Consider the following 12,178-nt stretch of genomic DNA (forward strand, 5'->3'; position numbering starts at 1 on the left):
CGCACGGCTGCGGATCGTCGTCGCCGAGGACGCGGCCGTCGTCCGCGAGGGGCTTGTGCAGCTCCTGCGCGACCGCGGTCTGGACGTGGTCGCCGCGGTCGGCGACGCCGAGGCGCTGGTCGCCGCCGTCGAGGAGCAGCGCCCGGATGCCGTGGTCGCCGACATCCGGATGCCGCCGACCCACCGCGACGACGGCCTGCGCGCCGCGCTGAAACTCCGCGAGCGCCATCCGGACCTCGGCGTACTGCTCTTCTCGCAGTACGTCGAGACCCGGTATGCCGACCGCCTCGCGGCGGGCGGCCTCGCCGGACTCGGGTATCTGCTCAAGGAACGCGTCGTGGACATCGAGGAGTTCGTCGACGCGCTGCGCCGGGTGGCAGACGGCGGCACGGCGCTCGATCCGGAGGTGGTCGCCCAGCTCCTGGCCGCACGCCGTTCGGCCGAGGCGCTTTCGGCGCTGACCAGACGGGAACACGAGGTGCTGTCCGCCATGGCCGAGGGCCGCACCAACGCGGCCATCGCGGACGCGCTCGGCGTCTCCCGCCGGGCGGTGGAGAAGCACACCGCGGCGATATTCGACAAGCTGGGCCTGCCCCGAACCGAATCCCGGCACCGTCGCGTCCTCGCGGTCCTGCACTACCTCGACCGGCTCGACTGAGCGCCGTCATACCAGCCGCCTCGTACGGCCCCGGGCGGTCGAAGCAGTCGAGCGGCCTCCCTGCCCCCCACTGGGAGAGGCGGACGATCACCGGGAGACCTTCTCGCCGCCGCGGGCGCCGGTACGCCGTCCGGCCCGCCCCCCGGGGAACGGCCCGGAGTTCGGAAGAACCGGACCCCCCTTTCGGGGGAGCCCGCCATTGTGGCTCTGAGCTGCGAATTCGTAGCGTCGACGGCATGAACAACGTGCTTGGGCCCGAGTGGGCATTGGAGGACTCATGGCCGTGCTCGATATCGCATACATAGGCCGTCTGTACGTGAAGTACCAGATCGACCTGGGCAAGGTCCGCGACGCCCAGCGCAGTTACCTCGCGGAACGTGGAAAGGCGATGAAGCCTCAGCTCGACGACTACGAGGCCGAGATCACGTACCTTCTGCTGCGGGAGCAGCGCCCCGAAGCGGTCGTGGAGATCGGGACGTTCCACGGCTGGTCCACCCGCTGGATCCTGAGTGCCCTGCGTGACAACGGCACCGGGCACCTCTCCTCCTTCGACATCGTCGACAACGCCGTGAAGAACGTGTCCGCGGACCTGTCCGACGGGCGCTGGGCCTTCACCAAGGGGGACGTCCGGGAGAACCTGGCCAAGGTGCCGGACAACACCGCCTACCTCTTCATCGACGCCGACCACGGTGCCCGGTTCGCCCGCTGGTACATCGGCAACCTCTTCCCGGTCGTCCCGCCGAAGACACCCGTCAGCGTGCACGACGTGTTCCATGGACGCCGGCCGAAGCCGCTGAGCGAGGGGTCCGTCGTCATCAAGTGGCTTGGGGAGCGCGGCATCGAATTCTTCACGCCGTCGACCGCGAGGGCTCCAGAGGCCACCGAGTATCTGGCAGAGGTGAAGGAGGAACTGGGTCTCGACATCCCGGTACGCACCAGCAGCCACAACCCGATGATCTTCTTCGAACTGCCGTAGCCGGTTCCTGGTGACCCCGCAGCGCTCACGTACCCGTCGACTGCCCAGCGATTCGGCGCGGGACTCGGCTGTCTGCTCAAGGAAGGTGTGATGGACATCGACGAAGCACGGCCGCCCACGGCATGGGCCTTGACGTCCTACTGCCCATGCGCACCGGAAGACTCCGCGACCCGGTGGTGGCCCTCGACCGCCACCGTGTCGCCCGGGGCGATCTCCGTGAAGCCCGCGTCGCGCACCACGGGCCCGCCGCCGGACGTGACGGTGCGCCAGCGGGCGGGGTCGGCCGTGCGGACGGAGAGCGGGAAGCCCGCCTCGCGCCAAGCGGTGCGCTCCGGTTCCGACAGGTCCCACCAGGCGAGTTGGGCGCCGTGTCCTGCCTGGGCCATGGCCTTGCCCGCCGTCATGTCGACATGTGGACTTATCCAGAGGACGGGGGCCGTGGGGTCAGGTTCAGCGGGCGGTTCCGGGTCGTCGAGCTGGGTGCCCGAGACCTGGAGCCGGGCCAGGTCCTTCGGCCAGCCGTCCAGCGGAACCGGCGGGAAGACCCGCACCTCGGCGGTCCGGCCGGTGACCGTGATGCCGTCCAGCGCCTCGGCACGACGCCACTCGGCGCCGCGCGCCCGGCGCACCACCTTCCGGATCCGTGCGTCCTGCCAGTCGCGCACGGCCTCTGCCCACGGTCCCGTGCCGAGGGACCGCGGATCGCTGAGCATCACCAGCACCGCACGGGCAGCGGTCTCCAGCGCGTCCGTGCGGGCCGGGGGAGCGGCGCGCTCGATCCGCACGACCATCGGCAGCACGAACTGCCGCGCCTCGTCACGCACCGAGCCGGCGTCCTGGAACGGGCTGTCCTGGCCGGCGTCCTGGAACGGGCCGTCCTGGCCGTCGCCCTGGTCCCGGGCGCCGGTCGCCTCCTGGCGCGGTGCGCTGTCCTCGGCGGCGGTGTTCTGACTGGTCACGCGTCCAGTCTGCCAGGCGGCCCCGCGGCACCTGCGGCGCCCGCCCGGCCGGCCCCCGCCCGGCCGGCCCCCGCCCGGCCGGCCCCCGCCCGGCCGGCCCCCGCCCGGCCGGCCGGCGACCGGCCGTCGCGGCCACCCCGCCGCCCTGACAACCCCCACCGGGCGCCGCCGCCCTGGACGGCCGGAACGAGTCCGTACGCCCGGCGCTGCTTGGCTCCGTCCGTCCGGGCCGCCAGGATGGGGCCCATGACGCGTCTTCACGCCCCGGGTCGCCGCGCCCTCGACGGTACGGACGCCCGTGTCCGTCTCGATCCGGTGAGCAGTGACCACCAGGTACGGGTCCCCAAAGTTCCCGCCGCCGGTGCCGGGCTGCTCGCGATGCTGGCCTGCGCCCTGCTCGGCGCCGCGGCCGGGGCCGTCACCAGCAGGCCGCTGCTGCACACCCCCGGGCGATCCGTGCCGGCGCTGATGCTGGCCGTGATCCTGGCACTGGTCCTGGCGGGCTCCCCGGCCCGCGAAGCCCTCATGGACATGGTCACCGGCTCCCAGGACGGCACCGTGCGCACACCCTTGCTGCCCTTCGCCGCGGGCGCCGCCATAGCGCTGGTGGCCACGGTCCTGGCCTGCGCGCTCGCGCCCCGCCGAGACTGAAGCCGGGTCCGCCGCGACTGAAGCCGGTGCGCGGCGGCGCGGACGGCCCACCGCGGGGCCGCGTCGGGCGCCGCGCCCGGACCGTCACCCCGAACAGGCGGTCCGCTGCGCCTCCTGCCACTCGCACACCGGGCAGAGCGTGATGCCCCGGTGGCTCTCGGGGTATTCGGTGGCGGCCCTGCACAACACGCACTCGGCGAACGGCGGCCCGGCCGCCTCAGCCCCCTTGGCCGCCTCAGCCGCCCCGATCACCGAGGCCGCCGCGGTCCCGTCGGCCGCACCGGCCCCGCACTCGTCCACCATGCGCTGCTCCCGTTCCGTTCCCGACCGCGACAGTGACCCGACCCGCCCGAGCCCCGCCCTCGCGCGCCCGCGTGCCCACGCGCCCGTGCGTGCCGCGCGCGCCCGCGTCGGCACTCACCGCGGGTCGGCCCCATTCTCCGACACGGGCACAACGGTGTACGTGTGAGGTGCGGCCAGGCCATGTGCGTCGGCGGCGTGGATGCGGTCGCCGTCGCGACCGGTGGGGCAGAGCAGCAGGGCCAGGGGTGTCGGCCGCAGGCCGATGGTGATCCGGAGGTCGAGGGCGAGTTCCTCCTCCGGCGCGTCGTACCGCCAGCTTCCGGACACCCGCCCGGTGCGGTCCCGGGCGGTGCCCGTGCCGGTCGCCCGCCCGTCGGGGCCGAGCACGAGGTCCAGCTCCAGCGCCGCGTCGTGGTCGGTGATCCGCCACCGCCCGGGATCGACGGCCACCCCGGCGGGCTCCCGCGGAGCCGGCACGGGAGCGTCGCCGTAGAGATCGCAGAGCAGCGTCTCGAACTGCGCGTCGCCGTTCGGCGTGTAGCGGATGGCGCGCTTGCCGAAGGACGCCGCGGTCTCCAGGTGGGCCTCCACGAAGGGGTCCCCGGCCGCGGCCTCGCTCCACACCGCGACGAGGGCGTCGCACGCGCCGAGGTCCTGGAGCACCGGCTCGGGGAGGAGGTCGTCGGTCTGGACGCGTTCGGGGTCCACTCCGGTGCGCACCCCGCGCCGGCGCAGCCTCCGGTCGAGCGCCGTCAGCGAGGCGCGGTCCCATTGCGCGGCGGTGAGGAAGACGGCCGGCGAGGCGGGCATCGGCTCACTACTCCTGTGTGTCACGTCACTCCTGGGCGTCGAGGACCTGGCTCTCCTGGCTGACCGTCCAGGGCGCCGAGGGGTCGTACGACGCGAGCCAGTACTCGGCCGTGCAGGTGAACCGCGTGGGGAAGAGGCTCGGCCCGTTCGCCCTGAGCAGCGCGACGGCGTCCTCCTCGTTGGCGATCTGGTCCGCCAGCTCGTCGATCTTCTTCTGGTCCCGCGGCGTCTGCTGGCCCAGGGTGGCGAGGTCCGCCTTGGCGTCCTGGATCTGCTGGTCCGCGTTGGCGAGGTTGCGGAGGATGTACGGCGGCAGGTAGCCCTGCACGTACGTCGGCACGACGCTGTAGCGGGTGATCCTGGGGAACGCCTTGGGGTTCTCCGCGGGCTTCCCGGTGTCGACGTGGTGCGTGACCTTCTGGCCCTTGTCCACCACGAACGGCAGCTTCTTGCCGCCCGCTTCGGTACCCGGGATGTCGGCGCCCGGGTTGTCCCACATCTGGATCCACGGGGCGCCCGGTGGGTGCTGGGGCTGGAAGGTGCGCATCGCGTTCTGGTAGCGCACGGCGACGCCCCGGTTCGCGGTGCCCTGCATGGCGCTGCGGATCGGCGCCTCGACCTCGTTCAGATGGGTCTTGTTGGCCTGCGCGGTGCCCATGAAGATGTTGCCGGCGGTGTTGTTGGCGCCCGCCACGAAGTCGCCGTTGATGGCGTGCATGGCGGTGGAGACCTGCTGGCGGTTCTCCCACAGCAGGTACTGGTCGACGAGGCGGATCTCCTCGAATCCCTCCGGGTAGCCGGGCTCCGAGCCGCCGCCCGTCTGCCTCAGCAGCTGCTCCAGGTTGACCGAGTTGCCGAGGGTGCATCCGTCCGCGTAGGTGAGGCCGTTGGAGAAGAGGGTGTCGAGCGGGGCCAGCGTGGCCACGTCGACCGCGGATGCCGTGCCGCCGCTGAAGGGGGCGAAGCGGCGCTGGACGTGGCCGGTGCCGTGACCGGCGGCCCGGGCGGTGGCCGGCGGCTCGGCCTCCTCCTCCGCGGGGCGCGTGCCGGGGCGCCGGGGGGACCCGGCGGCCGGGGCACCGGGCCGCGGGCGTGCCATGACCCGGGCGGCGTTGGCCTCCGCGGCGCGCTCGAAGCGGTCGGCGGGGTGGCTGATGCTGAGGCCCGCGCCGTTGTCGGTGCCCGCGACGGCGCCCTGCCGCTGCTGGATGACGTGGGTGAGCTCGTGGGCGAGCGTGTGCTTGTCGGCGCCGCCGTCCCCGACCACCACATGGCTGCCGGAGGTGTAGGCGCCGGCGCCCACCTCGGCGGCCGAGGCGCGGGCGGCGGGGCCGGTGTGCAGCCGGACGTCCTGGAAGTCCGCGCCGAGCCTGGCCTCCATCTCGGTGCGCAGCGCCCCGGGCAGCGGCCGTCCGGGGCCGCGCAGCACGCCCGTCACGGCCGAGCGCTGCGCGGCGGCGGCCTCCTCCTCGGCGGCGGCACGCTGCAGCGGTTCGGCCGTCCGGTGCCGGGCGTCGCGCAGCATCCGCGTCACGGCGCGGTTGCCCGCCGTGCGTTGCAGGGCCCTCAGCGCGTCGGGCGTGAGGCGGGCGGGGACGGCCGCGCCACGGCCCGCGGCAGCCTGCGTGGCGGCCGCCCCTCGGGACCGCCCCGCGCCGGGCGCCGACGCCTGCCGCTGCCTGCCCTGGGCTTCCGCTGGGCTGTGCGTGCGCATGGACTGCCTTTCCGGAGCCGGACGGAGACGAACCGCATGTCCCTCCTTGATACGGCACGACGGGTACCCGCAGGCAGAGGCGCGGGGGCAGCGATGGTGCCCGATCGGGCAGCACCGGGGGTACGGCGCGCGCCGTCAGCCCTCCGCTGGGCGGCGGGCGGGCGGCACCGGGGGAACGGCCGGCCGCCGGGCCTCCCGGGACAGGGCGGTGAGGCGGGAGAGCGCCCGGAGGTACTTCTTCCGGTAGCCCCCCGCCAGCATCTCCTCGCCGAAGAGCAGGTCCAGCCGCTCGCCCGACGCGAAGAGGGGCACCTCACGGTCGTACATCCGGTCGGCGAGGACCACGAGCCGCAGCGCCGCCGCCTGGTCGGGCACCGGCCGCACGTCCGTGAGGCAGACCGCGGAGACACCGTCGAGCAGCGCCCCGTACCGGCTCGGATGCAGCCGGGACAGGTGGTCGAGCAGCCGCGGGAAGTCGTCGAGACTGGCCCCGGGGAGGGCGTGCGCGGCGCCGGCGACCTGCTCCGGCGAGGACGGCGACGGGGACGGCTCCGGGCCGCGGTGCCGGCAGTCGGGCCCGTCGATGCGCAGCGTCCTGAACCGTGCCGCGAGGCCCTGGATCTCGCGGAGGAAGTCCCCGGCCGCGAACCGTCCCTCGCCGAGCCTGCCGGGCAGCGTGTTGGAGGTGGCGGCCAGCGCCACCCCCGCGTCGCCGAGCCTGTCGAGCAGGGACGAGACCAGGACGGTGTCCCCGGGATCGTCGAGCTCGAACTCGTCGATGCACAGCAGCCGGTGCCCGCCGAGCGCCCGCACCGTTGCCTGGAAGCCCAGCGCCCCCGCCAGGTGCGTCAGCTCGGAGAAGGTGCAGAAGGCCTTGGACGCGGCCGGCACCGGGGCGGCGTGCCAGAGGGCGGCGAGCAGGTGCGTCTTGCCGACGCCGAACCCGCCGTCGAGATACACGCCGCCCGGATCCACCCCCGGCGCCGTCCGCGCCCCGAACCACCGTCGCCGCCCCGACCGCCCCGACCGCCCCGACCGCCCCGACCGTCCGCCGCCCGCGCCGCCGACCTGCGCCGCGAAGGCGGTGAGCGCCTGCACGGCCGCAGCCTGGCTGGGGATCCCCGGATCCGGTGCGTACGTCGCGAAGCGCGCCGAGCCGAACCGCGGCGGCGGCACCAGCTCCGCGACCAGCCGGTCCGCGCCGGCCTCGGGCATCCGGGCAGCCAGGGACGCCGGCTCGGGGGCGGGCCGGGAGGCGTTCCCGGGGGTGATGCCACCGGCGGAGGTGCTTGCGGAGGCGGCATTCCCGGAGGACGCGTTGCCGGGGGAGGCGGGGGACCATGACACGCTTCCCCAGCGTAAGCACCGTGCGAGACTGCACGGCATGCGACGACTCTTCCCTGTGACCGAAGAAACACCTGGCAGGACGGGGCGTCCGGGGGTCGGCGAGGCGGTGGCGGAGGCCGGGGCCGGCGGGGAGTCCGCGGCCCGGGAGCCCGGAGTCGCAGGTCGGGACAGGGCGGCGCCGGGGACCGGTGCGGTGCCGGAGGCCGGCGTGGTGCCGGGGGCCGGGCGGGTGCCGGGCGGAGGAGCATCCGGGCGCCCCGAGCCCCCGGAAGGCTCCGGATGGGACCTCGATGAGCTCGCCGACGCCTACGCATACCCGGAGGCGGAGGCGGAGGCGTACCCGCAAGCGGAAGGGAACCGGGACCGGGACCGGAACCGTGTTCGGGCGGAGGGCGCCCCCCGCCCGAGCCCCTGGCTGCGCGCCAACATGGTCTCCGGCCTGGACGGCGCGGGCGAGCACGAGGGCCGTTCCGCGCCCCTCTCCAGCCCTGCCGACATGCGCGTCTTCGGGGTGCTGCGGGCCCTCGCGGACGTCGTGATCGTCGGCGCGGGCACCGCGCGCGGCGAAGGCTACCGCCCGGCACGCGCACGCAAGGCGTTCGAGGCGCGCCGGGCCGCGGCCGGGCAGGGGCCGGCGCCCGCCATCGCGGTGGTCAGCGCCAGCCTGGACCTCGACTTCTCCCGTCCGCTGTTCACCGAGCCGCTGGTGCCGACGCTGCTCGTCACAGGCGCCGCGGCGCCGGGCGACCGGATGGCCGCCGCACGCGCCGCCGGCGCGCAGGTGGTGTTCGCGGGCGCGGGCGCCGGCGTGGACCCGGGGGAGGTGGTGCGGGCGCTGGCCGAGCGCGGTCACCGGCGGATGCTGCTGGAGGGCGGGCCGCGGCTGCTCGGCCAGTTCGTGGCCGAGGACGCGCTGGACGAGCTCTGCCTGACGCTGTCCCCGGTCCTCACCGCGGGCCGGGCCTCACGCATCGCGCTGGGGCCGGACGTGGCCGTGCCGCGCCGCTTCGAACTGGTTTCCGTCCTGGAGGACGACGGCTTTCTCTTCACCCGTTACCGGCGGTCAACGGAGGCGTCCGCGTCATAGAACGGAGGCGTCCACGCCATGGGACGTCGGTGCGCAGAGACAGCAGAGTCATAGGACGTCGGTGTGCAGACGTTTTCACCAATACAACGGTCGAAATATGCCGACATCACAAGAGAAACGGTCGGGAACGCTCGGGGGCACATACTCGAATTAGTGAACGTGGTGCAGGTGTTCCCCCTGCCGCCGCGGGCACTGCCGACCATATGAGTCCTCTTGGACATTCCCCGTGAATCCCTTCTGGCCAGCGGTTTCGTGCTCCGTTCCGATCCCGGTGGAAGTCAGAACGAGAAGTTCCGCATAGCCGTCGCCGGGCACACGGAAAGCCACCGAGCGTCCGCGCCCAAGGGGCAGGATGGTTTCCGCAGGGCCTGACAAGGACGGGCCCGAGGAGGAGAGGGGCGTCTGACGTGTTCACAAGCGTACTGATGATCGAAAAGGCCCTGACAACCGCCGACGTCGACTTCGTCACCACCTTGCACGGAGACGAGGGCGTCGCCTTCCAGGTGATGCTCCAGCCCCGTGGCGACCAGGCCGACCGGCTGCTGAGAGCCATCGACGACGTGGCGATGGGCGAGCTGGACGAGGCGGCGCACGAGCGCGCCACCCCGGAGGCGGAGGGCCAGGCCGAGCAGGCGCTGGAGGTCTCGCTCGCCGCACTGCACGCGGCGGGGTGCGAGGCGGAGGGGCGGCTGATCGAGGACCATCCGCTGGACGAGCTGAAGTCGATCGTGGAGGAGGCCGAGGCCGACGAGGTGATCGTGCTGACCGATCCGCACTACGTGGAGGAGTTCTTCCACCGCGACTGGGCGTCGCGGGCCCGCCACAAGGTGGGCGTGCCCGTGCTGAAGCTCTTCTCGCACAGCAAGGCGTAGTGCGCGCGCACTCAAGGCGCTGAGTATTCAGATGCGTGCCGGCCCCCTGGTCCGGCTGGCCTCCTGGCCTCCTGCACCTGTTCCCGCTGGCCTCCCTGGTCCGGCTGGCCTCCCTGGTCCCGCTGGCTCCTTGGTCCCGTTGGTCCCTTGGCCCCGTTGGGCCTCCAGGTGACCGTGCGGCCGGCAGCACCGGGCACCGGGGCCCATGTCCGTCCGCCCCACCCCTTGCACGCCGCGTGCATAGCCGGCGCCGGCGCCCGCGGCCGTATTCGAGACGCCCGGTCGGCCGGGACATGACGAGCGCACCCCGCTCCCGCTCGCCCCCCACATCTCCGGCAGCCGCCCAGCCTTGGCAGCCTCCCGGTCTTGGCAGCCGCTCAGCCTTGTGCGCGACGGGATCCCGGATCCGGATCCCGGACGCGGCACAGCACCGCGCTCAGCGCGATCATCCGCCTTCAGCCGCATGCGCCGGCCCAGGTCATCGGCCCCGGACGGACTCTGAACGGTGCGCCGTCGGCGCAGGCCGACCCCGGGCCGCATCCCGGTGGGCGCCGGTCGCGCCGGTCCGGGACCGGAGGGCATAGGCTGACCCCGCCCGTGGGCGCCGCGCACGGGCACCGACCGCGGCAGGCTCCGCGGCCCACGCCGCCAGGCACCCGTACGCACCCCGTGCCGGGCGCCGCACGCAAGGCGACGGCCCCGGCCGCCGCACCGCAAGACCACCCATACGCACGTACCTGGAGAGACCCGCATGGCACCCGGCCTTCCTGCCGCGCTGACCCGACCGCACTTCATCGGCATCGGCGGCGCCGGAATGTCGGGCGTCGCCAAGATCTTCGCCGAACGCGGCGTGGCCGTCACGGGCAGCGACACGCGGACCTCCGCGACCGTGCAGGCGCTGCGCGAGCTGGGCGCGACCGTGCACATCGGACACGCCCGGGAGCACGTCACCCCCGACACGAGCTGCGTCGTGGTGTCGTCGGCGATCAGGGCGGACAACCTGGAGCTGGTCCGCGCCGGCGAGCTGGGGATCCCGGTGCTGCACCGCGCGGAAGCGCTCGCCGCGCTGATGGCGGGCCTGCGGCCGCTCGCCGTCGCGGGCACCCACGGCAAGACCACGACCACCTCCATGCTCGCGGTGGCGCTGACGACCATGGGCCTCGACCCGTCCTACGTCATCGGCGGCGAGCTGGACGCCCCCGGCTCCAACGCCCACCACGGCAAGGGCGACATCTTCGTGGCCGAGGCCGATGAAAGCGACCGAAGCTTCCACAAGTACGCGCCCGAGGTCGCCGTCATCCTCAACGTGGAGCTCGACCACCACGCGACCTACGCCTCCATCGACGAGATCCACGACTCCTTCGCGACGTTCGTGGGACGGATCACCGACGGCGGCACGCTGGTCGTCTCCGCCGACCACGAGGGCGCGCGGGAGCTGACCCGCCGCCTGCCGGAGGGGCCCCGCGTGGTGACCTACGGTGCGGCTCCCGACGCGGACGTGCGCATCCTCTCCGTCCAGCCGCAGGGCCTGCGCAGCGAGGTCACGGTGCTGCTGGACGGCACCAAGCTGACGTTCACCGTCTCGGTCCCGGGCCGGCACTACGCGCACAACGCCGTGGCCGCGCTCACCGCGGGTGCGGCGCTGGGCGTCCCGGCCGCGGACCTTGCCGCCGCACTGGCCTCCTACACGGGTGTCAAGCGCCGTCTCCAGCTCCGCGGGGAGCAGGCGGGCGTGCAGGTCATCGACTCCTACGCCCACCACCCCACCGAGATGTCCGCGGACCTGGAGGCGCTCCGCGGCGCGGCGCCCGACGGCCGCGTCCTGGTGCTCTTCCAGCCGCACCTCTTCTCCCGCACCCAGCAGCTCGGCACCGAGATGGGCACGGCCCTCACCCTCGCTGACGCCTCCGTGGTCCTCGACATCTACCCGGCCCGCGAGGACCCGGTACCCGGCGTCACCAGCGACCTGATCATCGACCCGGCGCGGGCCGCGGGCGCGGACGTGACCGCCGCGGCCGACAAGGCCACGGCCGTCGAGCTGGTCGCGGGAATGGCGAAGCCCGGTGATCTCGTTCTCACTATGGGCGCGGGTGACGTGACAGAGCTCGGGCCCGAGATCCTGACCCGTCTGTCGTCTCTGTCGAAGTGAAGGGCCGAACATCATGGCGTACGACGTCGAGAAGCCGGACGAACAATGGCGCGCGGAGCTGACCCCCACCGAGTACGCGGTCCTGCGCAAGGCCGGCACGGAGCCCGCCTTCATCGGTGAGTACACCGACACGAAGACGAAGGGCGTCTACTCCTGCCGCGCGTGCGGAGCGGAGCTGTTCACCTCCGGCGAGAAGTTCGAGTCGCACTGCGGCTGGCCGAGCTTCTACGACCCGAAGGACACCGACGCGGTGGAACTCATCGAGGACCGCTCCCACGGCATGGTCCGCACGGAGGTCCGCTGCGCCCGCTGCGGCTCGCACCTGGGCCACGTCTTCGAGGGCGAGGGCTACCCGACCCCGACCGACCAGCGGTACTGCATCAACTCGATCTCGCTGCGGTTGGAGCCGACCGGGGAGCAGTAGCCCGGCACCGCTGCCAGTGACCCTGGCCGCAGGTTGGCGGCTGTGCCCGCAGCGTGCGCGGTAACTTGCCGCAGACGGCGAAAGCTTGCTCTGGTGAGACGGCGCTCCGCGCTCCGCTGCGTACCGCCCGCCGAGTGCAAGGAAGCCGACTGGGCCAGGTGTACACCGCGCCAGTCCGCCTGAGAGAACGCCAGTACTCCACGAAGCTTGGGGAAGCTCACGCGGAGA

The 12,178-nt window shown here is 73.5% G+C and carries 12 protein-coding genes; 7 read left to right on the forward strand and 5 right to left on the reverse strand.

The features are described from left to right. Positions 1 to 7 precede the first annotated feature (7 nt). Together Sm713_RS31235 and Sm713_RS31240 are read left to right on the forward strand one after the other, a co-directional pair. Positions 8 to 658 carry a response regulator transcription factor gene (locus Sm713_RS31235; protein ID WP_212914969.1) on the forward strand — a complete coding sequence of 217 codons (651 nt, stop codon included), beginning with the start codon at positions 8 to 10 and terminating at the stop codon, positions 656 to 658. 277 nt (positions 659 to 935) lie between these two features. Further along, positions 936 to 1,634: a class I SAM-dependent methyltransferase gene (locus Sm713_RS31240; RefSeq protein WP_212913329.1), complete on the forward strand. Its 699-nt coding sequence runs from the start codon at positions 936 to 938 to the stop codon at positions 1,632 to 1,634. 137 nt (positions 1,635 to 1,771) lie between these two features. Here the strand turns inward: Sm713_RS31240 and Sm713_RS31245 are convergent, their stop codons facing one another. Further along, positions 1,772 to 2,458, reverse strand: a complete 687-nt coding sequence (locus tag Sm713_RS31245) for a peptidyl-tRNA hydrolase (protein WP_212914970.1) — start codon at positions 2,456 to 2,458, stop codon at positions 1,772 to 1,774. A gap of 381 nt (positions 2,459 to 2,839) precedes the next feature. Here Sm713_RS31245 and Sm713_RS31250 point away from each other — a divergent pair, with 381 nt between their 5' ends. Next, entirely contained in the window at positions 2,840 to 3,244 is a 405-nt protein-coding gene (locus Sm713_RS31250) for a hypothetical protein (protein WP_212913330.1), read from the forward strand. An 84-nt stretch (positions 3,245 to 3,328) separates the two neighbouring features. Here Sm713_RS31250 and Sm713_RS31255 read toward each other — a convergent pair whose 3' ends face one another. The 4 genes from Sm713_RS31255 to zapE all read right to left on the reverse strand — a co-directional run bounded on the left by Sm713_RS31255 (position 3,329) and on the right by zapE (position 7,286). After that, entirely contained in the window at positions 3,329 to 3,547 is a 219-nt protein-coding gene (locus tag Sm713_RS31255) for a hypothetical protein (RefSeq protein ID WP_212915159.1), read from the reverse strand. Between the two features lie 114 nt (positions 3,548 to 3,661). Beyond that, complete coding sequence (locus tag Sm713_RS31260; protein ID WP_212913331.1) at positions 3,662 to 4,357, reverse strand: hypothetical protein; 696 nt, start codon at positions 4,355 to 4,357, stop codon at positions 3,662 to 3,664. 25 nt (positions 4,358 to 4,382) lie between these two features. Further along, positions 4,383 to 6,071 (reverse strand): DUF4157 domain-containing protein, encoded by a 1,689-nt coding sequence (locus Sm713_RS31265; RefSeq protein ID WP_212913332.1) that lies wholly within the window; start codon positions 6,069 to 6,071, stop codon positions 4,383 to 4,385. A 135-nt stretch (positions 6,072 to 6,206) separates the two neighbouring features. Next, positions 6,207 to 7,286 carry a cell division protein ZapE gene (gene zapE / locus Sm713_RS31270; protein WP_249417066.1) on the reverse strand — a complete coding sequence of 360 codons (1,080 nt, stop codon included), beginning with the start codon at positions 7,284 to 7,286 and terminating at the stop codon, positions 6,207 to 6,209. A 169-nt stretch (positions 7,287 to 7,455) separates the two neighbouring features. Between zapE and Sm713_RS31275 the strand changes: the two genes are divergently transcribed. The 4 genes from Sm713_RS31275 to msrB all read left to right on the forward strand — a co-directional run bounded on the left by Sm713_RS31275 (position 7,456) and on the right by msrB (position 11,950). After that, positions 7,456 to 8,505 (forward strand): pyrimidine reductase family protein, encoded by a 1,050-nt coding sequence (locus tag Sm713_RS31275; protein ID WP_212913334.1) that lies wholly within the window; start codon positions 7,456 to 7,458, stop codon positions 8,503 to 8,505. A gap of 407 nt (positions 8,506 to 8,912) precedes the next feature. Beyond that, positions 8,913 to 9,377, forward strand: coding sequence for an indole-3-glycerol phosphate synthase (locus tag Sm713_RS31280; protein WP_212913335.1), 465 nt, complete (start codon positions 8,913 to 8,915; stop codon positions 9,375 to 9,377). A 751-nt stretch (positions 9,378 to 10,128) separates the two neighbouring features. Then, on the forward strand, positions 10,129 to 11,526 hold the full coding sequence (gene murC / locus Sm713_RS31285) for a UDP-N-acetylmuramate--L-alanine ligase (RefSeq protein ID WP_212913336.1): 1,398 nt from the start codon (positions 10,129 to 10,131) through the stop codon (positions 11,524 to 11,526). A gap of 13 nt (positions 11,527 to 11,539) precedes the next feature. Next, entirely contained in the window at positions 11,540 to 11,950 is a 411-nt protein-coding gene (gene msrB / locus Sm713_RS31290; protein ID WP_212913337.1) for a peptide-methionine (R)-S-oxide reductase MsrB, read from the forward strand. Positions 11,951 to 12,178 lie beyond the last annotated feature (228 nt).

It is taken from the genome of Streptomyces sp. TS71-3 (assembly GCF_018327685.1).
GTDB lineage: Bacteria > Actinomycetota > Actinomycetes > Streptomycetales > Streptomycetaceae > Streptomyces.